We start from the raw sequence: 26,439 nt of genomic DNA, 5'->3' as shown, positions 1-26,439 counted from the left end.
CAAATGCTTTTTTTCATTTTCTAGATTCCCCACAATGAAAAGCGCAATCCCTCGAACTATACTGAAATCACAATTGAAAACGCACTCAAAGAGTTTACTTATATAGGAGGATTCACAAATGATTATTGGAGTTCCAGCAGAGATTAAAAATAATGAAAACCGCGTAGCGATTACGCCATCAGGTGTTATTACACTAACAGCAGCAGGCCACAAAGTACTTGTAGAAAACAACGCAGGTGTTGGCAGCGGATTTACGAACGAAGATTATTCAGCAGCAGGAGCTGAAATCGTAGCAGAAGCACAAGACGCATGGTCAGCTGAAATGGTAATGAAGGTTAAAGAACCTTTAGCATCTGAGTACAAATATTTCCGTTCAGACCTTATTCTATTCACATACTTACATTTAGCTGCAGAGCCAGCATTGGCAAAAGCACTAACAGATAGCGGCGTTACAGCGATCGCTTACGAAACGGTAGAATTTAACCGTACACTTCCACTATTAACGCCAATGAGTGAAGTAGCAGGACGTATGTCTGCACAGATCGGTGCTCAGTTCCTTGAGAAACCTAAAGGCGGAAAAGGTATCCTTCTTGCAGGTGTACCAGGAGTACGTCGCGGTAAAGTGACAATCATCGGTGGCGGTGTTGTAGGTACGAACGCAGCAAAAGTTGCGATCGGACTTGGCGCTGACGTTACGATCATCGACCTTAGCCCAGATCGTCTTCGTCAACTAGATGACATCTTCGGTAACAGCATCCAAACATTAATGTCTAACCCATTAAACATTGCACAAGCTGTAGCTGAATCTGATCTAGTAATCGGAGCTGTACTAATTCCAGGAGCAAAAGCACCTAAATTGGTAACAGAAGAAATGATCAAGTCCATGACGCCAGGATCTGTAGTTGTTGACGTAGCGATCGACCAAGGCGGTATCTTTGAAACGGTTGACCGAATCACAACACATGACAACCCAACATACGACAAGCACGGAGTTGTTCACTATGCAGTAGCTAACATGCCTGGTGCTGTGCCTCGTACGTCTACGATCGCACTTACAAACGTAACGGTTCCATATGCACTACAAATCGCTAACAAAGGTGCACAAGCTGCAATCGCTCAAAACCCATCATTAAAAGCGGGTCTTAACACAGCTGGTGGTTTCGTAACATACGAAGCAGTTGCAACTGACCTTGGCTATGACTACGTTTCAGCTGAAGCAGCATTAGAAAAAGCAGTTCAAACGGTATAATGGATCGAATGAAAAGAAGCTAGGCTCATAATTCTGAGCCTTAGCTTTTTTTGTGTTTTCCTAGTGGACGTATTTGACATCTGTCCGTTAAAGACAGACACCCCTCTTCTTATACGAGGTAATTTCATTTTTATCCGAGGTAAACGGTAATAATTCCGTACTAATTAGATTTATTTCACTACATAAATTTTTTTATCCGATTTTCCACAAACAGTATCACCGAATATTTTCACAAAAAAATATCCATACAGTATAAGCAACTGCATGGATACTTTATTTTCCGGGAAATTTTTGTCGAATTTTAATGAAAAATGTTAGAAGTTATAGAAGCCCTACCTTCCTCAAGAAATCTTCCGCCACTTTCTTAGGTGACTCTCCCCCAACATTCACCTTATAATTCATCTCGCGCATTTCATCGTCAGTAATTTTTCCTGCAAGCTTATCTAAAGCTTCCTTTAATTCCGGGTGCTTCTCAACGGTTTCTTTACGAAGCATAGGTGCACCTTGATAAGGCGGAAACAACTTCTTATCATCTTCTAACACGGTAAGCTTATATTGACGCAGTTCGCTGTCTGTAGAATAGGCATCGACCACATCAATTTCACCTTTTTTCACTGCGTTATACCTTAGCTTCGGCTCCATCGTTCTCACATTTGCAAACTGAATATCGTATAGCTTTTGGATGCCTTTATAGCCATCTTCGCGATCCGAAAATTCTAGCGTAAATCCGGCGTTCAGACTTTGGCTTACACTCTTTAAATCCGAAATCGTCTTTAAGTTATATTCTTTCGCCAACTGTTCAGGAACAGCAAGCGCATACGTATTGTTATATTCCATCGGGCTTAATAATTGCATATCAAACTTACTTTCCATTCCGCTTCGAGCTTGTTCATATACTTTTTCGCTATCTGTACTTGTTGCGTTTTCTTTTAAAAACTCCGCGATCGCTGTGCCTGTAAATTCTGGATAGATATCAATACTCCCTGATTTCAACGCATTAAACACAAAGGAAGTCTTACCAAGCCCTGGCTTCAGTTCCACATTTAGATCGGTTTCTTCTTCAATTAAAAGTTTGTACATGTTGATCAAAATCTCAGGCTCAGAACCTAGCTTACCACCGATCACGATATCTTCTTGTCCGCCTTTCATCGCAAAAGGAACAATTATAATTAATAGAGCAGCTACCAAAAATGCGCTGACGGTTGTTAGCGCTCGTTTAAACGATAGATGTTCAAACCTTCTAAGTAGAAAATCAAATAAGATCGCAAGCAATGCGGCTGGGACTGCTCCAAGTACGATCAACATCGTGTTATTGCGATCAATACCAAGCAAAATGATATCACCGAGTCCACCTGCTCCGATTAAAGCTGCGAGCGTAGCGGTTCCAATTATTAAGACCATGGAAGTTCTGATTCCGGCCATAATTACAGGCATCGCTAAAGGAAGTTCGACCTTCATCAATCTCTTCCTCGTGTTCATTCCCATTGCTCGCGCCGCTTCAATTAACGAAGAGTCGACTTCTTTAATTCCGGTATACGTGTTTCTTAAAATAGGAAGCAGGGCATAAACAACAAGTGCAATGATGGCTGGCACCTTACCGATTCCAAACAGTGGGATCAAGAGTCCTAGAAGAGCAAGTGACGGAATGGTCTGCAACACGGCGGTCACTCCGATGATCGGTTCAGCCAATCTTGGTTTTTTCGTTAAATAGATACCTAGAGGGATTGTAATCACCACAGCAAATAGAAGAGCGATAAACGAAATCTGAATATGCTCAATAAGTGCACTTGCGAGTTCACCTTTTCGATCTTGAAATACTTGTAAGAAACTATTCATCTCTGCTACCTCTTTCCTGCAAGTGATCTGCAAGATATTGAATAACAGCCTGTCTGTTAAGCGTTCCTATGATCGCACCGTGATCTTCAACCGTAACTTCATTTTCACGGGTTAGAATATCGAGTGCCTCTTTTATACTCGTTTTCACTGAAATGGATGGCAATTGATAATCCAATCCAATTTCATCTACTTTTAATGGAACCACTAATTTTCTCAGATCCATATTTTCAACAGAACTCACACTCTCTGTTCCTACAAAATTTCTTACAAAATCATCGGCAGGGTTTTCGAGCAGCTCTTCTGGCGTTCCTACTTGTACAATAGAACCTTCATTCATCACACAAATCCTGTCTCCCAGCTTCAAAGCTTCCTTCATGTCATGAGTAACGAAAACAATGGTCTTCTTAATATTTCTTTGAAGATTAAATAGATCTTCCTGCAGCTTTTCTCTGCTGATCGGATCTAGAGCACTAAAAGGCTCATCCATTAAAATAATGTTAGGATCTGCAGCTAACGCTCGCACAACACCCACCCGCTGTTGTTGTCCGCCAGAGAGTTCTTTAGGTTTGCGGTCTCGATACGTTTCAGGGTCTAACCCAACCATATCAAGAAGTTCGTCCACTCTCTTACGAATTCTCTCTTTGTCCCATCCTTTTAACTCGGGAACGATACTAATATTCTCTAGGATCGTCATATGAGGAAATAAAGCGATCTGCTGCAGTACATACCCTATATTCCAACGTAATTCATCAATTTTGTAATCACTGATTCTCTTGTTATCGATGGAAATCGTGCCTTTTGTAAGGCTAATCAGCCGGTTGATCATCTTAAGCATCGTCGTTTTTCCACAACCACTCGGACCAATCACGACAAAAAATTCCCCTGGCTGTATCGTTAAATTCAAATCGCGAACCGCAGACGTTCCATCACGGTATTCTTTAGAAACATTATCAAAAGTTATCATACACCTGCTCCTTAGTGTGCTTTATCTATTACAAGCAGTATTTCCGTTTTTTCTGTAATCAATAATCAATCTACACTATGTATTGCACAAAGAAAGAGAATGTAAACTACTCTTGTACTATATATTTATATGGTTTATTGATTAATTACAAAAACTGCCTTATAATGGGGAACTGTTGTGTTAAAAGTGTTTCGCGGTTCGCAAACTCCCGCGTTATCAAAACTAGGAGGAATTTTTATGTTTAATTTTTATTTTGGTGTAGCTTTTGCACTGGTTAATTTTATATTGTTTTTAACGTGCTATAAGTGGTTTGGCCGTATGGGATTGTTTGCTTGGATCGCAGCAGCTACCATTCTTGCTAACCTGCAAGTTGTTAAAACGATCGAGATGTTCGGTCTTGTAATGACTCTCGGTAATGTGATCTACGGAACTATTTATTTAGCAACAGATCTAATCAATGAGAAGTACGGAGAAAAAGAAGCGAAAAAAGCCGTTTGGTTCGGGTTCTTTACTCTCATTATGACGACGATCATCATGCAGATGGTGCTCGTGTTTCAACCGCACGAAAGTGACATCTTCCAGCCGCATCTTGAAGCAATCTTTGGATTTATGCCACGCCTAGTAATCGGTAGTCTCGCTGCTTACTTAATCAGTCAGTATCTAGACGTTAAACTTTTTGCGAAACTGAAGAAAAAGTTTTCACGTCCTGATCAGCTTTGGATTCGTAATAACGGTAGTACGATGGTGAGTCAGCTGATCGACACGGTTATCTTTTGTACGATTGCGTTTGCTGGTGTGTTCTCATGGGATGTTTGGATTCAGATTTTCTTTACAACGTATGTGATTAAATTTGTAGTGTCAGCGGCTTCCACGCCGTTTATCTATATTGCAAGAAGCTTCAACCATCCGGAAGAAGACCTTCAGAAACCAGGCGTTTAAAATGCCTGGTTTTTTCTTTTCCTTTACAGTGGCGACATCTCCTTCACCCCACCTTTACAGAACAGTCTTTTGTTAAGATATCCCCTCATATAGACCTTTTTTTCTTTAAAATACTAAGGAGGTTTTGACCATTCTTTCCCCATTTTCCTTTGTTAGCATAATGGATGTGAACCTGCTCGTTGCATGAGGCGAGCAAGTTCACGGACCATACAATGACAAGGGGATGAATGACATGAGCATGAAGAAGACAGCAGTTGCATCACTACTTTCAATGGGGATTATCGGTTCGATCTATAGCACTTCCACACTTGCTTACGACCCGTCTGATCGCGTTCAAACCGTCGCACACCGCGGAGCTTCAGGCTATGCGCCAGAAAATACGATGGCCGCGTTCCATAAAGGTGTAGAGATGAAATCCGATTATATTGAAATTGATGTACAAGAAACAAAAGATGGTGAGCTCGTTGTCATTCATGATGTTACACTCGATCGAACAACGAACGGAACGGGATATGTAAAAGATCATACGTTAGAAGAGATCCGTCAGCTTGATGCCGGAAGCTACTTTGGGGAGAAGTTTATAGGAGAGAAAGTTCCTACTTTTGAAGAAGTACTTGATGAATTCCGCGGAAAAACAGGCATTTTAATTGAATTAAAAGCAACATATTACTATCCCGAGATCGAAGAAAAAGTAGCTGCAGCTATAAAGGAACGAAACATGCATCTACCCGCTCATGATAAGATTATCATTCAATCATTTGAGTTTGGTTCTATGCAACAGATAGACAAGTTGCTTCCTAGAGTGCCTGTTGGCGTACTTACTTCCAATCCAACCGACTTAAGTGAAGCAAAGCTCGATGAGTTCGCTACATATGCTGAATTTGTAAACCCTAGCAGAACCCTTGTTAATTCTTCAATCGTTGATGAGGTGCATGAGCGTCATATGGGCATCATGGCTTGGACAGTTCGAAACAAACAAGAAGTCAAGCCGCTCTTAGATGCAGGTGTTGATGGCATTATCACCGATTATCCGGATTACACGCCAAAGCATAAATCAAAATAAATGATTATAAAAAGTGTTGAAGCTATGGGTTGCTTCAACACTTTTTTACTTAATTAATATTCTCTTTGATTATTTTGCATGGGTTACCTACAGCTACACAATTAGCTGGAATAGATTTTGTGACAACACTTCCCGCTCCGATTACAGTATTGTCACCTATCGAAACACCCGGTAAGAGAACGGAATTTCCACCGATCCAAACATTGTTTCCGATTGTCACAGGTTTGGTATTCGTTCGATATGGAGCTTCGTTTGCCTGTGGATGCTTATTGATTCTTTCCAACACGGTTATAGGGTGCGAAGCCGTGTAGATTTGGACATTAGGTGCGATCAATACGTTTTCCCCAATCGTAATCTTGTTATTATCTAACAAAACGCAATTAAAATTGATAAAGGTATTACGTCCTATAGTAATATTTTTTCCGAATTCACATTGAATAGGTTTCTCAACCCAAACCCCTTCTCCTAAACTGCCTAATAATTTCTTTAAGATCTGTACTTTCCTTTCGATCTCATCAACGCTTGTCGTATTAAAGGTCTCCACAAGCTTTTTGGCATCGAACGACATTTGTAAAAGTTCAGGATCTCGGGTGTTATAAAACTCTCCGGATAGCATTCTGTCAAACTCTTTCACCTAATCCCCCCATGGCTATTTTTTCTTATTACCATCTAACAATAAAAAAGCATAGAAGTCCAAAACTTCCATGCTTTTTGTGATTTATTTATGTTTAGCCAAAACCTCATCGAGCTTCGCGGATTTTTCACTAAGTTTTTTATTGATTTCTTCATTGAGACTCAGCCACTGGTTCATCTTCTCTAATGCAAGCTTCTCATTATTTGCTCGGAAAGCATCGTGCATCGCTTTTTTCGTTTCATGTGCTTGGTTTTGCAGAGTCCTTAACTCTTGATGAATCTGTTTCATCTCCTGCCAGCCGGCTTTGTTCGCGCTTCGTTTTTCTTTTAGTTTCTGCTTCCCAGCTTTAACGTGCATGTCAAAAAGCTGGTCTTTCTTTTTAACGATCTCCTTTTGAATCTCTAATCGTTCAATTTTAAGAGCGTTCGCTTTATGAACCTGCTCCTCAAAATTTTTCATCTGCTTAAAGTGTTGACCTCTCTTATGTGCCTCCACTTGAACCTTTTCTTGATTGGCAGCCGACACCGTAATTGCACCACTCGTTAGAACTGAAAACGCCAGTGCAAGAGGGATAAATTTTTTCATCACACTCACTCCCTTAACTTTTATACAGGTATCATTTGTTAAAGGAGCGAAAATCTTACGTTCATATGTATGTAAATTCTTTGACATTTCTTCATAACTTTTTAAGTGCACGGTTGACCGTCTCTCGTCTTAGGCCAACAAACTGCCCGATTTCTTCTTGAGTCAGCACTTTTTCGATCTGGATATTAGGAAAATAATTTGCGAACCACTCTTGAAGTTTTTTTATTTTTCCTTCTGGTGTTAAGGTAGACATCTGATTGATGCGCTGCTGCATCATCCTTAGTTTCGTTTCTAGCATTAATGCCACTTCTTTGTATCTGTATGGTTCCTCTTCCAGTGAACGATACCATTGCTGCGGTTCAATGCGCGTGATCTCACACGGCAACAGCGCTATTGCGGTTCCGTTGTATTCGTTTGGACTCGTTAATGAATGATGTGGAATCACTTCGCCTGGAATAATTAAATTCAACAAAACTTGGCTTCCATCTTCATGAACTCTAACGATCTTTAATAAGCCGCTTTCTAACCGAAATAACGGACCTTCTTCTCCTTGCCTGAATAAAATCTCGCCTTTTGCCATCAGCATGATTCTTCCTCCTGCGTAAGTATATCGTATGTATCACCTATTCTACACATCCTCCATATGCTTGTAGGTAAGGAGGGTGAAGATCGAATGAAACTTGCACCTTTTATGCAAGAATTAACCCTATTGTACAGCATTGCTCTTATCGGTTATATCCTTCGAAAGAAAGAGATCTTACCATCTGGTAGTGAACGTACTCTTTCAGCACTTTTATTAAATGTAACGTTACCTGCATTGATCATCTTCGGAATGGATGTTTCCTTTTCCATTGAAAATCTTAAACAGTTCGGTTTGCTTTCTATGATGTCTGCAATCGTATTAATGATTTCCTCACTCTTTTCTTGGTGGACAGTAAAGCGGCTAACGATAAAAAACACACAGAAAAATGCCTTAGAAGGAATCATGATTTTTGGAAATCAAGGTTTTCTAGGCATTGCAGTTTGTTTTATATTATTCGGAAAAACTGGAGTGCTTTTTGCTACATTCTTTAATTTTGTTTATCTGTTGTGGATCTGGACGTACGGCATCTATCTATTTGCTCGGCATTCCAAGAATTTGCCATGGCGAAGCGTCTTTTTAAATCCAGGTGTGATTTCCACATTCGTTGGCTCAATCCTTATGCTCCTGCCAGGTACACTTCCTAGTGCTGTATCCAACACTTTAGAAATGTTAGGAAAACCTACTGTTCCACTTTCTATGTTATTGATTGGCGTTCTCTTAGGGGCTTTACCGTTGCAACGTGTAATGAGCTTTCTAAAAAGTTCCCACTTATGGCTAGCGAGTTATTACAAGCTGCTGCTTTTTCCGTTTCTATTACTGCCTTTTATTTTCTTTTCGTTACCACTTCAATTAATAGCAGTTGCTGTTCTAACCGCTGGGATGCCCTCCGCTCCAACCATCTCCATGTATGCAGAGCGTTATGGAGAGGATGCCTCTTTTGCGGCAGCAGGTGTTATGTTAAGTACGATTCTTTCCTGTCTAACCATTCCCCTGTTGTATGCGCTCGTTTTAATAATCTCGTCCCTTGCCTGAGTCTGAGATTTCAAGCAGAATTTCAGGGTATGGTGCAAAGAACGTCTGACCAAGAATCTCGCTGTCTTCAAAACGTATAGCGTGCGACTTTAAAATCGTAGCCACACTTGAAAACGGTTCTTTTTTATTTGCGTACTTTTGAAGAAGTTCTTCAAAAAAGGCGATTTCTTTTGCAGACAGATGCGGCTGAAACTTTTTGAAGATCTCGTACGCCACTTTCCTGTTAGAATCGCTTCTTGCCGTACGATTAAACAGCTTGTTCATGGCTTTAGCATACAGTTGTATCGTTCGTTCTTCCCCATTTTCCTGCTCTTTTTTCAAGATTCGATTCATCACTTTTAACGTTGGATTGCTATAGGCCATAAACAGAAACTGATTTTTCTCATGAAAGCTTTTAATCGCTTGGAGCCCCTGCGGCAGTATATTTCGAAAGGCAGCGAGCGTAAAAAGCTTCGTATAAAAACGATCACGAATCGTAAAATTATTTAACCGTCCTTCTTCTTCGATGGCTAAATGGGAATATAGCTCAGCGACTCTTCCTCCAAACAACCCACTAGAATGACCGATGGCAGGTCCTTTTTCAGTCGAGGCATACACCTTCACTTCTTTTAATCCACAAGAAGGAGAACGCGTCTTCAAAATAAACCCGTCTGTATCAATAATTCCAGCCAAATAACCATCTGAAAAAGTTCGCATCTCGTTCGTTATATCACGCTGCGTCGATGGCTGAAGAAGAAAATGATCTTCACCCTTTTTCACGATACGAATCGTTTCTCGTGGCGTTCCTAACCCAATCTCCACTTCTGGACATACTGGAACAAAATCTACATAATCCATCAGTTTTTTGATCACATCGTTATATATCACATCACCGTTGTATCGGCATGCTTCAAATTCAAGACACTTACTTACCACCACACGGGGTCTAGCGAAGGCTTCCATTCCAAAACTCCCCTCGATCTTTTTATTCAGTGTTCCACTTTTAGATGAATTATTAACATGTTTTCTGTAAAATGTTGGTTAGGAAGGAGCGATTTGATGGCTTACTATGAAGATCTTCGGAAATATGTAGGAACCGCACCACTCATCTTACCTGGCTCTGTTGTTATTATTGTGAACGAAAAGGATGAAATTTTATTACAGCACCGTACCGATGGCGGTTGGGGACTGCCCGGTGGTCTGATGGAACTTGGTGAAAGTTTTGAAGAAACGGCGATTCGTGAAGTGAAAGAAGAAACAGGACTTGATGTTGAAGGCTTGACCCAGCTTCATGTCTATTCTGGTCAAGATCACTATATAAAGAATGCAAACGGTGATGAACTGTATGTCGTGACCGCTGTGTATATGGCTCATTCTGTAAGTGGCGAACTAACGATTGATCTTAATGAATCATATGATTTTCAATATTTTAAATATGATCAGCTTCCTAAAGAAACTTTAGGTGGTGCACGAAAATACATAACGAACTATATAGAGATGAAGAATCAGAACAAAGCTTACCGGTAATCACGCCGGTCGCTCTGTTCTTTTTTCGTTAAATTTCAGTTCAATATAATCGCACACCGGTTCATAACCGATATTTTGATAGATTTTATTTGAAGTAGGATTTGAGAGGTCTGTGTAAAGGGTGCAGAATGTGAATCCTTCACTCAACAGATAATCGCTTAGTGCAGCAACACAAGCACTCGCATATCCTTTACCTCTAAGATTCTTAGGTGTATAAACCAAATTGATCGAAACACCTTTAATATTCGGCCTCGTCTTAGCTGCCATCGAAACCGGCTTCCCATCCTCTTCCCATATAAAAAGAAACTTGTTTTCCACACGCACTTTTGCATACTCTTCAGCTTCAGCCATCGTCATGATTTGCTTCGTTTCTTCTGTCATCTCTACGATCCAACGAGGCAAGAAAGCTAAGTCTGCTTTTGTCGCCATTCTTAATCTTCCCGGTCGGGCTGCAGGCTGGATAACAGAAGGCAGTGTATAGAGACGCAGATCCATCAGCAATTTCTCTTCTAGATGATGAGCGGTCGTCCACTTCTCTGCAAACGCCTTTCCAACAGCTTTCGGCGACATTACTTTTTGTATATAGTAATCTTCTTCGATTAAATTACGAACCAAAAAAGGCACAGCTGCAACACCCTCTGTTTCCTCTTTTTCTAAAAGTAACAAGGCATAAGGTGGGATGAGCATCGCTGATAACATGATCTTTCCATTTTGTTTTACGGTAGCGAGAAAAGGCTGCTCGCCCTCCCATTCTTTGTCTTGAAAACGCAGACAGTTGCCAAGCATGATCCCTGCGCGATCTTCCTGACACAGCAGGAATTCTTCTACTTCCCTATAAAAAGCTCGTATAGATGAATACCGAGTTACCTCCATGATCGTGACCCTCTCTTTATCTATTAAGTCTGTAATCTTATCTATTTCCTCACTTTCGAGAAAGATTCCTTCTTTTTAGAAATTTATTCTTAGAGTAGTTTTGATATCCATTGTGTAATCAATGTGTATTCATTGTTGCTTTGAAAGTAGTTGATTTCCGTTGCAGATACTCGCTTTCCGCGGGGCAGACGGTGAGCCACATTCGTACGTTTCACGTATAAGTGTCTCACTTGCCTACATGTCCCGCAGGAGTCTCGCATCTTTCACTACAATCAATAGTCGAAGAAGGAAGTAAGAAATACTCAATAGCAATAATCTTTTAAAAAAGCCTTCTTAAAAGAAATTGATGTCCATTTCCAAAGTACTTGCTTTCAGCCTAAACAACATTGGTGATCTATCATTGTCTCATCCTATGCAAGTTGATTGTAGCGGAAGGTTGCCGACTCCTATGGGACGAGCGGTCAGGTGAGACCCTTAACGGCGCAAAGCGGCAAGGGGCTCACCGATCGCCCCATGGAAAGCGCGCAACCTGGAGCGGAAATCAACTACTCTCAAGACCCTCAATGAATTTGCTATTTTTATGCTCTTTAATTGGTTAAAGGATGCCATTTTCTGATATACTGACCATAACGTAAAGGAAGGTGAACGAAATGAGTACACATGTATTTTCAAAACGCGAAGAGATAGCAAATGCCATCACACACGGACTCGGTGTCCTTCTAAGTGTAGCGGTTACTTCCATTCTGCTCGTGTTTGCCGTATGGAAAGGAACAGCGGTTCATATTGTTAGCTTCGCCGTATTCGGAGGCACGATGCTGACGCTCTATTCAGCTTCAACCCTCGTACACGCTTTTCCTAAAGGTCGGGTTAAGGATTTATTTGAGATCATGGACCACGCGGCCATCTATCTCTTTATTGCAGGAACGTACACCCCAATCGTGCTGATCGTTGTAGGCGGAGCACTGGGATGGACATTATTTGGAGTCGTTTGGGGACTCGCGATCTTTGGTGTCGTGTTCAAAGTCTTTTTTACGAAAAAATTCGTTGTGCTATCAACATTGGGTTATGTCGCGATGGGATGGCTGATCACATTTGCCTTTCAAGATATTTCAGCAAACATGCCACCAGCAGGCATTCAGCTCTTAGTTGCAGGCGGAATCATCTACACGCTCGGCAGCATCTTTTATGTATGGCGCAGCTTTCCGTTCCACCACGCCGTCTGGCATTTGTTTGTTCTAGCCGGCAGTGTAATGCATTTTCTTATGATGTTTTATGTGTTGCCTAACTAAAATTTTTTTTTGAAAGAAGCAGAAAATGTTCTGCTTCTTTTTTATGCTGTGGTTTTAACGACCATAGCTTCTGCTGACTCTTCAGATTGAAATAAAATGTGGTAAATGAACAAACTTGTAAGACCCATCAAACTAAAAAGCAAGGTAATCATATTTGCTGAGAGGATCTCGCTCAGCATGACGAATAGTGCGGCAATCAAGCCAGACAGGTGAAACGACAAGCCGTATATTGCCATGTACGAGCCTCTAGCATCATCAGGTATGATTGATGCCACATAAGCTTGCTTTGCTGGAATATGAATCAGTTCACCAACAGACGCAATAAACATAGCTATGATTAAAACAATAGGTATCGTACTATAGCTAATTACAACAAAACCTAAAGCGTAGGCGAACCCTCCTCCGAGCATTAAGGATCGATCTTTGAAACGCTTAAACATGGTGGCTATAACAAGACTTAATACGACGACTAAGATGGTGTTCTCTGCTTTCAGTAAACCGATCAACTGAAATCCATCTACTTCAAATAATGATGTGGAAGGCAGTAACTCTACCGGGTCCTTCATATCGCTTACAAGTTTTATACCGATATACGTAGTCAGACTTTCTTCTAGTGAAATAAGAAACAACCCTGCTACCGTAAATAGGATAAATTTTCGGTTCAAAAAAATCTCTTTATAGCTTCCCTGAAAACTTTTTGTTACGTTGATATCCTGAGTCACAGCGCTCGGCAGCCTTACATCTTCAAGCCATAACCAAGTCACCATCCATGTGAAAAAGGTAACCAACGCGATTCCTAAGAACAACTCATATGGATAGGTTTTAAAAAGTATAGCCCCTGTTATTCCTCCTGCAGCAACCGCCAAATTCCCAAGCCAATAGGAGATCGTATAAATAGCTTTTCTGTTTTCCTTCGTACTTGAATCAATAATGATCGCGCCATAAGCAGGTCCAGCCATACCTGTAAAAAAGAGAATAACGATGAACAGTACAAAGTTTATATATGGAGAAAGAGGAAAGATCAGATTGAGAGCTCCAGCAATCAAGTAACCAAGACCGATCATGCTCTCACTTAGTAAAATAATTCTCTTTCTACCGAATTGATCCGAACGCCTCCCGCCAAGTAACGCTCCCGTTATTCCAGATAGAATAACACCGATATACATCAAACCTGTTGAAACCGCCCCTACCTGATCAGAAAAAAAGATAGCTAGAAACGGGATAACTGCTGAAGAAGCAAAAGTCGTAATAAATTGCAGCACTAACCTTAGCTGGATGTTGCGATGAAACGAAAAGAAATTCATGTTTATCTCTCCTTTTATGATTGATTAATCAATCATTATTAAGATAAAAAGTAACCGAAACACGTTTTAGCGTTTCGGATATAACAGTTGAAATGCTGGAATCTTAAACTTTTCTCTAACCCGTGATACCGCATAGTCAGTAAACGTTAATCGAATTCCTAATAGAAAGCCGAGATATGCTGTTGCTGTTAAGTCTTCATCAGATTCTTCTAGAACTCCGCTTTTTTGACCATTTCGTATAATCTCTTGAAGTTTTGAAATAAACTCCAGACTAAATTCGTCCAGAACTTTAAATGGTTCAGGAAACTTCGTATGCTGTCCGATCACTTGCACGACCAGCTGCAGATATGTACGCATCTCGATGAAGATAGTAATATGTTTATCTATCATGCTCTTAATCTCGGTCAAAAGATCTTCAGCTTCCGGATTAAAATCTAACATCGCTTCTCTATATTGTTTTTCTAAAGGCTCTGTTACAGCATGGAAAAAAAGCTGGTCCTTGTTTTCAAAGTATGTAAATACACTCCCAAAACTAACTCCTGCAGCTTTTGCTACCTTCGCAATAGTCGTGCTCTCATACCCCTGCTCTGCAAACAACAGGATCGCCTGCTCTAAAATCTTTTCACGCTTCTGTTCCATCGCTTTCAGTTGTTTATGTGATAAAGGCAATTGAATAATCTCCTTTTCATGGATGATTGGTTAATCAATCATTATTATAAAGTGTATGTTAAAATAAGTAAAATGTTTTTTTGGAGGATGACTTGTGACGATTTCTATTGAGCACCGACTTTATACGATGTGCATGGTTCAAAACGGAGATAAAGTGCTGTTGATTAAGCGGCCAGACAGCCTTGGCTTCCCAGGCTTTTTAGCTCCTGGAGGTAAAATTGATTTTCCTGAAAGCTTAGTGGATGGTGCTTGTCGAGAAGTTGAGGAAGAAACAGGATTACGTGTCTCGAATTTAGTATTCAAAGGAATCGATGAGTATGTAAATCCTCATAAGAATGTGAGATACATGGTGTTCAACTATTGGACGAATACTTTTAAAGGTGAAATTTTGTTAGATCCACCTGAAGGCGAATTGGTTTGGGTCTCGATAAATGAAGCATTAGATCTTCCGATGCAAGAATGGTTCAAAGAAAGGTTTCCGTTGTTCTTTGAGGAAGGTACTTTTGAGATTCAAAGAGTGTGGGATGATCATAAAAACAAACAGGTTGAGGTTTCACTACTGAAAACTTAAAGAAAATAAGGCTATCAATCTGTCGATAATTGTCTAGGTTTGTAGACTCGTGGATATTCTCCTCAAATTTGTGGATTGAAGGACAAAACTCGTGGATTGAACGTCATTTTTCGTGGATTCAAAGGCAAAACTTGTGGATTGCACCTCTAAGCATCTACTAAAGTGACTATCTCACTACTCTCTTCGCCCGTAAAATAGAAAAGGATGGCCCCCACAAGTGCCATCCTTCATTATTTATCTACTTATACTTGATAATCTGCAACTCTTTCGGGTATTTCGTCAATGTTTCGTGTCCATCTGCCGTTACATAGACGTCATCCTCAATACGTACACCGCCAACATCATCAATATAGATGCCTGGTTCGATCGTATATGTCATTCCTTCACGAAGCACGCCATCGTTGTTGTCACTCATGGACGGGAATTCATGAACATCGATCCCAAGGCCGTGTCCGATGCGGTGCGGGAAGTGATCTCCGTATCCTGCTTCCGCAATGTGATTGCGTGCGATCAAGTCAATGTCACCGATGCGCGTTCCTGGCTTAGAAGCTTCTAACGCCTTCAATTGTGCCTGCAGCACAGTATCATAAATCTCGCGACGCTTTTCGTCCAAATCGCCAAACGCTACAGTACGCGTGATGTCAGAACAATAACCGTCAAGGACTACACCAAGGTCGAATAAAACAAAATCGCCGTGCTGTAGCTTTCTCAAGCCTGGCTTCCCATGAGGCTGTCCAGCTTTTTCACCGAATAACACCATTGTAGAAAACGACATTGCGCTAATGCCTTTTTGCTTCAGTTCGTATTCGATCTTCGCGAGTACTTCCATCTCTGTTACACCCTCACGAAGTGCCGCAACTCCAACTTCAACGCCGTAATCCGCTAGTCTTGCCGCTTCACGCAACGTTTTAAGCTCGCTCTCTTCTTTTATGAGACGAAGCTCGTTCATTAGTTCTTCAGCGCCGACCAAGCTCGCACCATCAAACATACCAAGTAGCTTTTCGCCACGCGCGTATGGAAGTGTTTCTTTTTCAACGGCAATCGATGATGCTTCAGTCACCCCGCGGCTAGCCAAAGCTTCCTGTACCTTCGTCCAAGGATCTTCAGAATCGCTGTAACCAACAATCTCATACGTCCAGCCTGCGTCTTTAGCTTGCGAACGCTCCATGCCTGGACAGATCATGAATGGCTCTCCTTCTGCAAGTACAGCCACACCTAACACACGTTCATGCGGATCCGAATACAATCCTGATAGATAGAACACGTTTGCTGTCGTGTGAATGAACGCGAAAGTATGCCCTTCTTGCTTTAACCAGTTCTGTACCTTTTGAATACGTCCTTCGTTCATGTATATACCTCCAATAAAAGCCCGAGGGCTATGAATTAATCTCTCATACTCTATTGTAGAATAAACTCCCGTGAAAAAACAGAAGCACACACTGCAAGACGCAAATGTGTGCTTCTTATTAAGCTTGCTGATCTTGAACCTTCATTGAATAGTTGATTGGAGTGTAAGGTGCGAGACTCCTGTGGGACAGGCGGTCAGGTGAGACACTTATACGTGAAACGTACGAATGTGGCTCACCGTCTGCCCCACGGAAAGCGAAGCACCTGGAACGGAAATCAACTACTCACAAAAGCAACTCTGAATAATTAGAACTGAACTTTTTCCTCAATAAAGCTCTTAAGATCTGCAATCTTCACACGCGTTTGCTCCATCGTGTCACGGTCACGTACAGTTACCATGCCGTCTTCTTTGGAATCAAAGTCATACGTGATACAGAAAGGTGTTCCTACTTCATCTTGACGACGGTAACGTTTACCGATCGATCCTGTTTCGTCATAGTCCACATTGAAGTCTTTTGCAAGTGCGTTGAACACTTCTGTTGCTTCCTTAGATAGCTTCTTAGATAGTGGCAGGATCGCTGCTTTATAAGGAGCTAGTGCAGGGTGCAGGTGCATAACTGTTCTTGAAGTACCATCTTCAAGCTGCTCATCTTCATACGCATCAATCAAGAACGCCAACGTTACGCGGTCAGCACCTAGAGAAGGCTCGATGCAATAAGGAACATAACGCTCGTTTGTTTCTTGATCGATATAGTTGAAGTCTTCACCTGAGAATTCCATGTGACGCTTCAAATCGAAGTCTGTACGAGATGCTACACCCCAAAGCTCGCCCCAGCCGAACGGGAACTTGTATTCAAAGTCAGTTGTTGCATTTGAGTAGTGAGAAAGCTCATCTTCGTTATGGTCGCGAAGACGAAGATTTTCTGAAGTCATACCCAATGATTTTAGCCAGTTTTCAGCTGTGTCTTTCCAATAGTTGAACCACTCGATCTCACTTCCTGGCTTACAGAAGAACTCAAGCTCCATCTGTTCGAACTCACGTGTACGGAACGTGAAGTTACCTGGTGTGATCTCGTTACGGAAACTCTTACCGATCTGCGCGATACCGAACGGTAATTTTTTACGCATCGTACGTTGAACATTCTTAAAGTTAACGAAGATTCCTTGAGCTGTTTCTGGACGCATGTAGATCTCGTTTGAACTTGATTCCGTTACACCTTGGTGTGTTTTGAACATTAGGTTGAACTGGCGGATGCTTGTGAAGTCATGGCTTCCACACTCCGGACAAGCGATATTGTATTCTTTCACCAACTCTTCCATCTTTTCAAACGGAAGGCCGTCTACGATAATTTCTTTTCCAGCTTGATCAGCAGCATCTTCAATCAATTTATCAGCACGGTGACGCGCTTTACAGTTCTTACAGTCCATCATCGGATCGTTGAAGTTACCGATGTGACCAGATGCTTCCCACGTACGAGGGTTCATGAGGATCGCTGCATCAAGACCTACGTTATAAGGTGATTCTTGAACGAATTTTTTCCACCATGCTTTTTTTACGTTGTTCTTCAGCTCAACACCAAGTGGACCATAATCCCACGTGTTTGCAAGACCTCCATAAATTTCAGATCCCGGAAATACAAAACCGCGGTGTTTCGCATGATTTGTGATGGTTTCCATGTTTTTTGTCATTTTTATTCCTCCCATTTAGGTTTTGCCTTATGGGTTGGCCGTTTTCAAAAAAATAAAAAACTCCCGTCCCAAGGCGCTATGCCCAGGGACGAGAGTTGTATCTCCCGCGGTTCCACCCTAGTTGATCCGTATGTAAAAACGAATCCTCTTTTAGAAAAAGCAACTCCGGATTGCCGTTTCACTAATGTCTCTTACCGGGCTCTCACCATCCCCAGCTCGCTAAAAAGAGTGTACATTTAGCTACTATTCATCCTTCACAGCCGCATATCATCTTTTATAATAAAATAATATTACCAAAAAACAAAAACATTAGTCAAAATATTTTCCTATTATATGCAGTTATTGTTTATTTTGTGCCAGTTCGTTCTCAATTTGCTCTAAAGTGGGCAGTGCGGTCATTGCTCCTTTAACAGAAACGGCAAGTGCTCCAGAAACACTTCCGAACAACGCCATGTCGCTCGCTTCATCAAGAGTCAGTTCTTGGAGTGAGCCATCGTATTCATTTAGTTGATGCAGAACTCCCGCAACATAAGCGTCTCCTGCTCCGGTCGTATCTACCGAAGATACGCGTTTTGCCGGTATGTACTCGCCGCCCTCTTTCGTCACCACATAGCTTCCGTCATCACCGAGCGTGATGAAGAGTAAAGGAATATCATATTCTTGCAGCACTTTAATGCCCTCTTCTACCTTTTTCAAACCTGTGATAAATTCGAGCTCTTCTTCTGAAATCTTGACGATGTCAGCGTGCTGCAACATCGAGAGAATCGTCTCACGTGCCTGTGCAGGAGTCTTCCAGAGCGACAACCGCAAGTTCGGATCGTACGAAACCCACATGCCGTTTTCTTTTGCGAGTCTTACCGCTTTTTCAGTAGCACTTTTAGAGGGCTCGCCAATTAACGAGATCGAACCAAAATGAAGAATCTTATGCTCTTTAAAGAGACTCGGTTGTACATCTTTTTCTTCTAAGAAGCGGTCTGCACTCGGATTAATGTAAAAGTCGAACGATCTTTCACCGTTCGGATCGAGCGTTACAAAGACAGCTCCTGTTCTCACTTCTTCCGTCTTGTACACATGAAACGCGTTCACGCCGTAGCTCTTCAATGTATCGATCATGAACGATCCTAGAACATCGTCCCCAACTTTTCCTAAAAAAGTAGATGCTGAGCCTAATCGCGCAATTCCAACTGCTACGTTGGCTGGTGCACCACCAGGACTTTTCTGATAAGTCGTGTTCGTTTCATCGGTTGGAATAAAATCAACAAGTGCTTCTCCTAAAGAAATTACGCCTTTTTTCATCGTATCCGCCCCCTTTTTGTAAAAAAATCAGGCATGGTTAGCCTGATTTCCCGATTTATTTCATTTTAACCTGCAATAATGAAGTTTCACCTTTTGTTGCTTCAGAAGCAGCGCGCTTATCTAAAGATTCTACCGCATCACCATTTGTGATTACGATCGGCGTTACCGTGCTAGCGGCTTTTTCTTTAATCAATTCCAGGTCAAAGCTTAAAAGCTTATCTCCGGCTTTTACTTTATCTCCTACATTCACATGTCCCTCGAAACCTTCACCATTCATGCTAACCGTTTCAAGACCAACGTGGATCAGAATTTCTGCACCAGCTTCTGATTGGATACCGATTGCATGCTTCGTGTGGAAGAACTGAACGATTTCTCCATCAACTGGAGAGACAACAACACCTTCTGTTGGTTCTATCGCAATCCCATCGCCCATCATCTTCTGAGCGAAAGTCGGATCTGGCACCTCTTCAATGTTTACAATTTTTCCTGTTAATGGAGCGATTAGTGTTTCTTCTTTTTTAACTTCTTTTTTTCCAAATAGTTTATTGAACATAATTTTTCACTCACCTTTCAGTTTGCTTTACTTTTATAATTTACACCTGTCTGAACGCTTTAAAACATTTCAGCTTTATTTGGGCATTTTTCGTGTTGTACTTGAAGGTGGTTGATTTCCGTTCCAGGTTGCTCGCTTTCCGCGGGGCAGGCGGTGAGCCACATTCGTACGTTTCACTCTTAAGTGTCTCACCTGCCAGCCTGTCCCGCAGGAGTCTCGCACCTTGCACTACAATCAACTTGTCAATGAGGCATAAAAATAACCCAAAAACAATCTTTCAAATACATACTTACTGATATAAAGAAAGACCAAAGAGCAAGAAACAAGTTTAATGCTCTTCAGGTCCTATTAAACAGGGTAAACTTTCCCTATAAAAGTAATGCAGTGCTTATCTAGTTGTCAATGAGAAAGGCTCTATTACTGATATAGTGAGTTGGACAATAAACGGAACAGATAATCCGTATGATCACGGAATCCCGCTTCGAGTCCAATCAACGTAACATCTTTTTGTGCTTCTTCCACAATGACTGATTGCCCAGCCGCTTGTTGATTGTTTTTCCAATGACCCGCAACAAAGAAGTCACCGTCTCCTAAAGTTGCGATAGATTTTGAGTTTCCTAACTCTGTAAACCAGACTGGTCGATAGACAAATCCGAGATCATCCTTTTTATAGCCCGCTGTTACTTCATCTTTTTCATAGTTTACTTTTACGATTCCGTTGCTGTTAGAGCCGCCAGTATTAACTTTTATCGTTGTTAACCCGAGCTGACTTGAGGCTTTAGCGCCACCAGCGCCAACTGAAATGTATTTTCCACCGTTATTAATAAATGTTTGTACGTTGTTTTTGAAATTGTCATAAGCTTGCTTGCTGCCGATTACGAACGGTTTATTCGCTTCTCTTACATTCTCGTATTGCAGCAATGCGTCCGTTCCTGAATATAGGAACGCATCGTATTGAGATAGACCCTTCTCTGCAACTTCTCTTGGTGTCACTTCTTTTACCGAGAAACCGAGTCGTTCTAATGCGAGTTTTGTACCTGCATGACTTTGTGCTTTATTCATGCCACCATCTTTTAATACAGCTACTTTAAGTGTTGAAAGCTTTTCTTTTTGAGCTGGCATTTTTGCTGATTGCAGCTTAATTCCTGACTCTTTAACGAGCTTCTTATTTCTTGAGGAGAGGTTTTCTATATAGAAATTTCCTGCATCGTCTTTATATACACGCTCACCTTTTTTCATAAGATCGTTCACTAGCTTTACAGCTTGGACAGAGCTGTTGGAAATTACGTATGGCCCTTTTCCTTGTAAGGAGCCTTCATATTCAGCTTCTTTCACTGGTTTTGTTTTTGCATTCACCTTTTCATCCACTTCAATCGCTTCAAAGCCCCATAATTCTGGTAGACTCCAGGCTGAAATATCATACATAGCGGGCGTATCGTTCGTGATATCCTCGCCATCCCATAACATCGTGTTTGCGAGGCCGGCCTTTGCTTGGCTCATAGAAACGATGTATGTGCCAGCAGGGTAGGTTTGTCCTTTTACTGAAAAAGGTTTAACGGCTTTTTCTACAGAAATATCATTTTCAATAAGATGGTTCACTGCTTTTTCTGTAACCGTCGGATCTTTTTCATTTACAGGTAAAACATAGGCATTCGGGAAAAATCCTTCTTCATGGTAAGGGTGATCAAAATTGATTCCACGCTCAAAGATCTCAATTTGATCGGTAAGCATTCCTTGTTTGTTCTGCACAGCAAACTTTAAAGCTCCCATCACAGCATCGTTCGCCCATCTCACACCATCCCAATTATTTGTCGGTGCTTCTAGCGTATAGCCGTATGCCCCATGATACATCGCATACATCGGTGTAAAGATCGGCGGATAATCGTCCCAGCCTGCGCTGTCATCACGCTGCGGAATATATGTACCCGTCATATTTTTATAGAGATCTGTTTCATAGTTTGCTTTGTTACCCACGATTTCAGCTTCCATCGCTTTTGCTTGATCTAACGCCCACTTAGAGAACAGATCATATTCATAGTTCGGGTTATGTGGCGGTGTACATGGCTCGATCAACCCAGGCTTTCCATCATCACTGTTAACATAGCCATGAAGATCTAAGAAGACCATCGGGTTCCACTCTGTGATAAGATTAACGGTTTGTTTTGTTTCCTCTTGCGAAAGAGTGATGAAGTCACGGTTTAGATCGATACCGTTTCCGTTAAAACGAGTGCCGTCAACACGACCATCAGGATTCGCCACCACATTAAAGATAAGTATATTGCTGTCTAGAATCTCTTTTGTTTCTGCGTCATTATCATTAGCAAAACGATCGATCAGCTGAAGAACAGCATCAGAACCTATGTATTCTGTTCCGTGAATGGATCCATTGATCATCACGGGTACTTTAAAATCAGGATTGTCAGCGATCCAGTCTTGTGCTTTTTGAGGATTTCTGAACATTTCCTTTCGTAGTTTCTTATAATGTCCATACTTACCTTTATCGCCGTTATTAGAAATTGTGACTACATACATCGGATACCCTTTAGATGATACGCCTGTTTGTTCGAGGGTCACTCGTTTACTTTCTCTATCAATCTTCTTTAAGACCGAACCAATCTTTGAATACTTAACAAAGTTATAATGCTCAGAGTTAAACGGACTTCCATCAGCCTCTTCAAAACTATTAACATTTGTCCACTTTTTTTGAGGCGTCTCTGCTGTTACAGCAAAAGGCATCGATGTCAGCAAACTTAAACTCATAACACCTGCTACCCAATGTTTTTTTAACATGTTATTTCTCCCCTTCCTCTATCAAAAACAAAATAATTATACTAACATATGAATATTTATTCAATATTTTTTTCAAGATAATTTCACCAGAATTAATATTCAATAGATGATAGTTGATACCTCTACAAAAAATACAAAGAAATAGAAATGAGTAAATATTCATGGTTCTTTATTCTTATAAAGAAGGATTCAATAAAAATTAACGAGAGATAATGTTATAATTTGGATATTAGTGAGGGGGTTGTAACGTATGGAAATTAGTGAGGTTTCAAGAATAGCCATCGGCACACATCTAGGGGAAATGAATGATGAAGATTCACTTCTCTATCAAAAATCTATAGAATATGCGCTGTTAAACGGCATCAACTTTATTGATACAGCACTCAATTATCGAGGTATGCGCTCTGAGCGAGATGTTGGAAGTGTTTTATCGAAACTTGTGCAAATGGAAAAGCAAATCGAAAGAGAAGACCTATTTTTGTCTACGAAAGCCGGCATCATACCAGGTGATATTGACGCTCAACTTCGTCCTGAAAATTACCTGCAAGAGATATTAGTGGATAAAGGAGTCATTCAGCGTTCAGATTTACAGATCATCGACCATCACAAACACGTTTTAGAACCTTCTTTTTATGAGTTCGCTATCCAGCAAAGTTTAAAACACATGCAAGTCGATTACATAGACGTCCATTACATTCATAACCCAGAAATTTCTTTAAAAGTTTTAGGTGAAGAGGCCTTTTACCATAAGCTAAAGAACCTTTTTTTCCTTTATGAACAGCAGGTCGAACAGGGCTTGGTCCGATATTACGGTCTAGCTGTCTGGTCCGCTTTTACAGAGTCTCCAGAGACACTTGGTTACATATCTTTAGAGAAGATGATGGATGTTGCCCACTCTGTTGCAGGTCACTCTCATCATTTTCGTTTTATTCAAACCCCGTTCAACCAATCTAATCATTTAGCGGCAACAGATCTGAACCAGCAAGTTGGTGATAAATGGAGAACACTACTTCAAGCTGCAGAAGAGTTAGGCGTTCACGTCACAACAAGTGCCCCTTTAGATTGTGGAAGACTTACTAATCATCAACACAAGAATGTAGATGAGTTGATGTCTATGGTTTTAAATACACCGGGTATCTTGTCCACGATGATCGGTATGCGAAAGGTAGACACGGTAAAAAAGAATTTGAGATGCTTAAACAAAGTTGGCTCGTAATAACGAGTCAACTTTGTTTATATGGAACAACAGTAGTGTTTATTCTGACTAAGCGCCTTAAACAAATTGCAATACGGTCATTCTATTGAAATTTTACCAGTGCGCTTGCAACTTATTACCACTCGGATCATAAAAGTGAAAGAATGCATGACCATTATCTTCTTTGATATCGTCCACCTTAACCTGATTATCAATCAAGTGTTCATGAAATTCAGCTAATTCAGGACTCGTAAAACCAATGCTGAATTCTTGTTCGTTGTTGACTGTAAAATGTGCAAAAGTTTCATCTTCGGTAGGAACTAAGATGAGTAAGAATGGTCCTTCATTTACTTTTATAATTGCCAGCTCCTCTGTAATATTTAACAACTGGAGCCCTAATATATCTCTATACCAATGTGCTGATGGTTCTAAATCTTTTACAGGAATTCTAATATAATGAACTTGTTCAATAAATGATTTACTCATATCCTTCTCTCCTTGCTCGTTTTTTCTATATACCTCTTTCTTCCAATTTTCGGATTAACCTGCTATTCAACTAAATTTTATAAAGATCGAATTATTCCATGCTATCTTACGAAAAACATTACAAAGCATCTGGAAAAACTTTTTTCCTCACTTTTTAAGAAATATTACTTGTAAATGAAACCGTTTTATTTTACAATCACTAATGCAAACGATTGCACCAACATGCATATACAAATATGTAAGCGATTCAACTTTTTTTCGCAATCTACTGAATGCGATTTCAAAAAGACAACGAAAGATATATACTTTAAGGAGGAAATCGTTTTGAAACAACGTGGAAAACTCATTTCATTTGATTTCTGGCAAAAGCTAGGTAAAGCGCTTCTTGTAGTAGTAGCGGTTATGCCGGCTGCCGGTTTGATGATATCACTAGGTAAAGTTATTGCTATGTTCGGTGGTGACATGACATTAGTGCAAACGATTGCTCGTGTTATGGAAGACATCGGATGGGCGATCATTACAAATCTGCATATCTTATTTGCGGTAGCTATCGGGGGATCTTGGGCGAAGGAACGTGCTGGTGGTGCATTCGCAGCCGTGATCGCGTTCATCTTGATCAACCGTATCACAGGAGCAATCTTCGGCGTTAACAGCGCTATGATGCTTGAAGAAGGCGCGAAAGTAAAATCACTTTTTGGCAGCGAGCTCGTTGTTGGTGATTATTTCACTTCAATCCTTGGCGCTCCAGCACTAAACATGGGAGTATTCGTCGGTATCATTTCCGGTTTCCTAGGTGCTGTTCTATTTAACAAGTACTACAACTACAACAAGCTTCCAAATGCATTAGCTTTCTTTAACGGAAAACGTTTTGTACCATTCGCTGTTATTTTATGGTCAGTGGTTACAGCTTTACTACTAGCATTAATTTGGCCGTTTATCCAGTCTCTACTTAATGACTTTGGAAAATGGATCGCAACATCTCGTAACACGGCTCCAGTTATCGCGCCATTCGTGTTCGGTACACTAGAGCGACTATTGTTACCATTTGGTCTTCACCACATGTTAACGGTACCGATCAACTATACGGAGCTCGGCGGAACGTATCAAATCATGACTGGTTCAGGAGCAGGTTCTTCTGTAGCTGGACAAGATCCACTATGGTTGGCTTGGATCAACGATCTTAACAACTTCTTAGCTGCTGGAGATACAAAAGCGTATCAAGCACTTTTAAATGATGTAGTACCAGCTCGTTTTAAAATGGGACAGGTTGTTCTTTCAACGGCATCTCTTGTAGCGATCGCACTTGCGATGTACATGAACGTTGATAAAGACAAGCGTAAAAAGTACAAGTCTATGTTCTTATCTGCAGCACTAGCTGTATTCTTAACAGGTGTTACTGAACCGATCGAATTCATGTTCATGTTTGCTGCACCACTGCTTTACGTTGTGTACGCAATTACTACTGGGCTTGCGTTCGCGGTTGCAGACCTTATCCACGTACGTGTTCACGCATTCGGTTTTATCGAATTATTAACTCGTACACCATTGCTTGTAAAAGCAGGATTAACGCGTGATTTAATTAACTTTGCTCTAACTTGTATCGTATTCTTTGGATTAAACTTCTCGATCTTCTATGTATTGATCAAAAAGTTCAACCTGCCTACTCCAGGTCGTGCAGGTAACTATATCGAAACAACAGAAAATGATGCTGCACCTGCTAAAAACGAAGCAGCAACAGGATCAGACAACTCTCAAGCTTCAGCAATCATTAACCTTTTAGGTGGAGCTGACAACATCGAGGATGTTGACGCTTGTATGACTCGCCTTCGTGTAACCGTTAAAGACACTACAGGTGTTGGTACGGAAAAAGAATGGAAAGAGAACGGTGCACTTGGTCTGATCATCAAGGATAAAGGTGTTCAAGCGATTTACGGACCAAAAGCAGACGTATTAAAATCTGATATTCAAGATCGTTTGGGGATGTAA

At 40.9% G+C, this 26,439-nt stretch carries 25 protein-coding genes; 9 read left to right on the top strand and 16 right to left on the bottom strand.

What is annotated here, in order from left to right; genetic code table 11:
* Positions 1-118 precede the first annotated feature (118 nt).
* On the top strand, positions 119-1,249 hold the full coding sequence (gene ald, locus FS458_RS00680) for an alanine dehydrogenase (RefSeq protein WP_144696754.1): 1,131 nt from the start codon (positions 119-121) through the stop codon (positions 1,247-1,249).
* A 321-nt stretch (positions 1,250-1,570) separates the two neighbouring features.
* Here the strand turns inward: ald and opuFB are convergent, their stop codons facing one another.
* Together opuFB and FS458_RS00670 are read right to left on the bottom strand one after the other, a co-directional pair.
* The gene (gene opuFB / locus FS458_RS00675) at positions 1,571-3,085 is read right to left on the bottom strand and encodes an osmoprotectant update ABC transporter permease/substrate-binding subunit OpuFB (protein WP_144696752.1); all 1,515 of its coding nucleotides are present in this window, start codon (positions 3,083-3,085) and stop codon (positions 1,571-1,573) included.
* Positions 3,078-4,049, bottom strand: coding sequence for an ABC transporter ATP-binding protein (locus FS458_RS00670; protein WP_144696750.1), 972 nt, complete (start codon positions 4,047-4,049; stop codon positions 3,078-3,080). The genes opuFB and FS458_RS00670 overlap by 8 nt, the downstream gene beginning before the upstream one ends.
* A gap of 237 nt (positions 4,050-4,286) precedes the next feature.
* On the opposite strand from FS458_RS00670, the gene FS458_RS00665 reads away from it, so the two are divergent.
* Positions 4,287-4,988: a queuosine precursor transporter gene (locus FS458_RS00665; protein WP_144696748.1), complete on the top strand. Its 702-nt coding sequence runs from the start codon at positions 4,287-4,289 to the stop codon at positions 4,986-4,988.
* 232 nt (positions 4,989-5,220) lie between these two features.
* Complete coding sequence (locus tag FS458_RS00660) at positions 5,221-6,051, top strand: glycerophosphodiester phosphodiesterase (protein WP_144696746.1); 831 nt, start codon at positions 5,221-5,223, stop codon at positions 6,049-6,051.
* Between the two features lie 49 nt (positions 6,052-6,100).
* Here FS458_RS00660 and FS458_RS00655 read toward each other — a convergent pair whose 3' ends face one another.
* The 3 genes from FS458_RS00655 to FS458_RS00645 form a co-directional block, all read right to left on the bottom strand.
* On the bottom strand, positions 6,101-6,685 hold the full coding sequence (locus tag FS458_RS00655; protein WP_144696744.1) for a sugar O-acetyltransferase: 585 nt from the start codon (positions 6,683-6,685) through the stop codon (positions 6,101-6,103).
* 84 nt (positions 6,686-6,769) lie between these two features.
* A complete protein-coding gene (locus FS458_RS00650) occupies positions 6,770-7,270 on the bottom strand; it encodes a hypothetical protein (protein ID WP_144696742.1) in 501 nt (166 codons plus the stop codon).
* A 91-nt stretch (positions 7,271-7,361) separates the two neighbouring features.
* Positions 7,362-7,856, bottom strand: coding sequence for a Crp/Fnr family transcriptional regulator (locus FS458_RS00645; protein WP_144696740.1), 495 nt, complete (start codon positions 7,854-7,856; stop codon positions 7,362-7,364).
* Between the two features lie 87 nt (positions 7,857-7,943).
* Here FS458_RS00645 and FS458_RS00640 point away from each other — a divergent pair, with 87 nt between their 5' ends.
* Complete coding sequence (locus FS458_RS00640) at positions 7,944-8,885, top strand: AEC family transporter (RefSeq protein ID WP_186320405.1); 942 nt, start codon at positions 7,944-7,946, stop codon at positions 8,883-8,885.
* Here FS458_RS00640 and FS458_RS00635 read toward each other — a convergent pair.
* Complete coding sequence (locus FS458_RS00635; RefSeq protein WP_144696736.1) at positions 8,862-9,827, bottom strand: YbgA family protein; 966 nt, start codon at positions 9,825-9,827, stop codon at positions 8,862-8,864. The two genes, FS458_RS00640 and FS458_RS00635, sit on opposite strands and share 24 nt — an antisense overlap.
* A 96-nt stretch (positions 9,828-9,923) precedes the next feature.
* Between FS458_RS00635 and FS458_RS00630 the strand changes: the two genes are divergently transcribed.
* On the top strand, positions 9,924-10,391 hold the full coding sequence (locus FS458_RS00630) for an NUDIX hydrolase (RefSeq protein WP_144696734.1): 468 nt from the start codon (positions 9,924-9,926) through the stop codon (positions 10,389-10,391).
* Here FS458_RS00630 and FS458_RS00625 read toward each other — a convergent pair whose 3' ends face one another.
* Both FS458_RS00625 and FS458_RS20910 read right to left on the bottom strand, forming a co-directional pair.
* A complete protein-coding gene (locus FS458_RS00625; RefSeq protein WP_144696732.1) occupies positions 10,392-11,264 on the bottom strand; it encodes a GNAT family N-acetyltransferase in 873 nt (290 codons plus the stop codon).
* 89 nt (positions 11,265-11,353) lie between these two features.
* Positions 11,354-11,479, bottom strand: coding sequence for a hypothetical protein (locus FS458_RS20910; protein WP_260858204.1), 126 nt, complete (start codon positions 11,477-11,479; stop codon positions 11,354-11,356).
* A 435-nt stretch (positions 11,480-11,914) separates the two neighbouring features.
* Here FS458_RS20910 and trhA point away from each other — a divergent pair, with 435 nt between their 5' ends.
* Complete coding sequence (gene trhA / locus FS458_RS00615; RefSeq protein ID WP_066399265.1) at positions 11,915-12,553, top strand: PAQR family membrane homeostasis protein TrhA; 639 nt, start codon at positions 11,915-11,917, stop codon at positions 12,551-12,553.
* A gap of 41 nt (positions 12,554-12,594) precedes the next feature.
* Here trhA and FS458_RS00610 read toward each other — a convergent pair whose 3' ends face one another.
* Both FS458_RS00610 and FS458_RS00605 read right to left on the bottom strand, forming a co-directional pair.
* Complete coding sequence (locus FS458_RS00610) at positions 12,595-13,857, bottom strand: MFS transporter (protein ID WP_144696728.1); 1,263 nt, start codon at positions 13,855-13,857, stop codon at positions 12,595-12,597.
* A 66-nt stretch (positions 13,858-13,923) separates the two neighbouring features.
* A complete protein-coding gene (locus FS458_RS00605; protein ID WP_144696726.1) occupies positions 13,924-14,526 on the bottom strand; it encodes a TetR/AcrR family transcriptional regulator in 603 nt (200 codons plus the stop codon).
* 127 nt (positions 14,527-14,653) lie between these two features.
* Between FS458_RS00605 and FS458_RS00600 the strand changes: the two genes are divergently transcribed.
* On the top strand, positions 14,654-15,097 hold the full coding sequence (locus tag FS458_RS00600) for an 8-oxo-dGTP diphosphatase (RefSeq protein ID WP_144703155.1): 444 nt from the start codon (positions 14,654-14,656) through the stop codon (positions 15,095-15,097).
* Between the two features lie 238 nt (positions 15,098-15,335).
* On the opposite strand, the gene FS458_RS00595 is transcribed toward FS458_RS00600, so the two are convergent.
* The 5 genes from FS458_RS00595 to FS458_RS00575 all read right to left on the bottom strand — a co-directional run bounded on the left by FS458_RS00595 (position 15,336) and on the right by FS458_RS00575 (position 22,772).
* Positions 15,336-16,445, bottom strand: coding sequence for a M24 family metallopeptidase (locus tag FS458_RS00595; protein WP_144696724.1), 1,110 nt, complete (start codon positions 16,443-16,445; stop codon positions 15,336-15,338).
* A gap of 305 nt (positions 16,446-16,750) precedes the next feature.
* Positions 16,751-18,133: a glycine--tRNA ligase gene (locus FS458_RS00590; protein WP_144696722.1), complete on the bottom strand. Its 1,383-nt coding sequence runs from the start codon at positions 18,131-18,133 to the stop codon at positions 16,751-16,753.
* Between the two features lie 339 nt (positions 18,134-18,472).
* Positions 18,473-19,429, bottom strand: a complete 957-nt coding sequence (locus FS458_RS00585; RefSeq protein ID WP_144696720.1) for an aminoimidazole riboside kinase — start codon at positions 19,427-19,429, stop codon at positions 18,473-18,475.
* Positions 19,430-19,484: 55 nt separating this feature from the next.
* Positions 19,485-19,982: a PTS sugar transporter subunit IIA gene (locus FS458_RS00580; RefSeq protein WP_066399283.1), complete on the bottom strand. Its 498-nt coding sequence runs from the start codon at positions 19,980-19,982 to the stop codon at positions 19,485-19,487.
* Positions 19,983-20,399: 417 nt separating this feature from the next.
* Complete coding sequence (locus FS458_RS00575; RefSeq protein WP_144696718.1) at positions 20,400-22,772, bottom strand: M14 family zinc carboxypeptidase; 2,373 nt, start codon at positions 22,770-22,772, stop codon at positions 20,400-20,402.
* A 250-nt stretch (positions 22,773-23,022) separates the two neighbouring features.
* On the opposite strand from FS458_RS00575, the gene FS458_RS00570 reads away from it, so the two are divergent.
* Positions 23,023-23,988, top strand: a complete 966-nt coding sequence (locus FS458_RS00570; protein ID WP_144696716.1) for an aldo/keto reductase — start codon at positions 23,023-23,025, stop codon at positions 23,986-23,988.
* Positions 23,989-24,081: 93 nt separating this feature from the next.
* Here FS458_RS00570 and FS458_RS00565 read toward each other — a convergent pair whose 3' ends face one another.
* Complete coding sequence (locus FS458_RS00565; protein ID WP_144696714.1) at positions 24,082-24,453, bottom strand: VOC family protein; 372 nt, start codon at positions 24,451-24,453, stop codon at positions 24,082-24,084.
* A 324-nt stretch (positions 24,454-24,777) separates the two neighbouring features.
* Between FS458_RS00565 and FS458_RS00560 the strand changes: the two genes are divergently transcribed.
* Positions 24,778-26,439 carry a PTS transporter subunit IIBC gene (locus FS458_RS00560; RefSeq protein WP_231607317.1) on the top strand — a complete coding sequence of 554 codons (1,662 nt, stop codon included), beginning with the start codon at positions 24,778-24,780 and terminating at the stop codon, positions 26,437-26,439.

The sequence above is a fragment of the Fictibacillus phosphorivorans genome, from assembly GCF_007673525.1.
Lineage (GTDB): Bacteria > Bacillota > Bacilli > Bacillales > Fictibacillaceae > Fictibacillus > Fictibacillus phosphorivorans_C.
This window is presented reverse-complemented; position numbering and strand designations above follow the sequence as displayed.

Coding starts and splice junctions, on each gene's coding strand:
- FS458_RS00595 (WP_144696724.1), bottom strand. CDS start 16,445: ATGAACGAAGGACGTATTCAAAAGGTACAGAACTGGTTAAAGCAAGAA.
- FS458_RS00645 (WP_144696740.1), bottom strand. CDS start 7,856: ATGCTGATGGCAAAAGGCGAGATTTTATTCAGGCAAGGAGAAGAAGGT.
- FS458_RS00600 (WP_144703155.1), top strand. CDS start 14,654: ATGTGCATGGTTCAAAACGGAGATAAAGTGCTGTTGATTAAGCGGCCA.
- FS458_RS00610 (WP_144696728.1), bottom strand. CDS start 13,857: ATGAATTTCTTTTCGTTTCATCGCAACATCCAGCTAAGGTTAGTGCTG.
- trhA (WP_066399265.1), top strand. CDS start 11,915: ATGAGTACACATGTATTTTCAAAACGCGAAGAGATAGCAAATGCCATC.
- FS458_RS00660 (WP_144696746.1), top strand. CDS start 5,221: ATGAGCATGAAGAAGACAGCAGTTGCATCACTACTTTCAATGGGGATT.
- FS458_RS00590 (WP_144696722.1), bottom strand. CDS start 18,133: ATGACAAAAAACATGGAAACCATCACAAATCATGCGAAACACCGCGGT.
- FS458_RS00580 (WP_066399283.1), bottom strand. CDS start 19,982: ATGTTCAATAAACTATTTGGAAAAAAAGAAGTTAAAAAAGAAGAAACA.
- FS458_RS00640 (WP_186320405.1), top strand. CDS start 7,944: ATGAAACTTGCACCTTTTATGCAAGAATTAACCCTATTGTACAGCATT.
- FS458_RS00670 (WP_144696750.1), bottom strand. CDS start 4,049: ATGATAACTTTTGATAATGTTTCTAAAGAATACCGTGATGGAACGTCT.
- FS458_RS00635 (WP_144696736.1), bottom strand. CDS start 9,827: ATGGAAGCCTTCGCTAGACCCCGTGTGGTGGTAAGTAAGTGTCTTGAA.
- FS458_RS00630 (WP_144696734.1), top strand. CDS start 9,924: ATGGCTTACTATGAAGATCTTCGGAAATATGTAGGAACCGCACCACTC.
- FS458_RS00665 (WP_144696748.1), top strand. CDS start 4,287: ATGTTTAATTTTTATTTTGGTGTAGCTTTTGCACTGGTTAATTTTATA.
- FS458_RS00650 (WP_144696742.1), bottom strand. CDS start 7,270: ATGAAAAAATTTATCCCTCTTGCACTGGCGTTTTCAGTTCTAACGAGT.
- FS458_RS00575 (WP_144696718.1), bottom strand. CDS start 22,772: ATGTTAAAAAAACATTGGGTAGCAGGTGTTATGAGTTTAAGTTTGCTG.
- opuFB (WP_144696752.1), bottom strand. CDS start 3,085: ATGAATAGTTTCTTACAAGTATTTCAAGATCGAAAAGGTGAACTCGCA.
- FS458_RS00570 (WP_144696716.1), top strand. CDS start 23,023: ATGGAAATTAGTGAGGTTTCAAGAATAGCCATCGGCACACATCTAGGG.
- ald (WP_144696754.1), top strand. CDS start 119: ATGATTATTGGAGTTCCAGCAGAGATTAAAAATAATGAAAACCGCGTA.
- FS458_RS00585 (WP_144696720.1), bottom strand. CDS start 19,429: ATGAAAAAAGGCGTAATTTCTTTAGGAGAAGCACTTGTTGATTTTATT.
- FS458_RS00565 (WP_144696714.1), bottom strand. CDS start 24,453: ATGAGTAAATCATTTATTGAACAAGTTCATTATATTAGAATTCCTGTA.
- FS458_RS00625 (WP_144696732.1), bottom strand. CDS start 11,264: ATGGAGGTAACTCGGTATTCATCTATACGAGCTTTTTATAGGGAAGTA.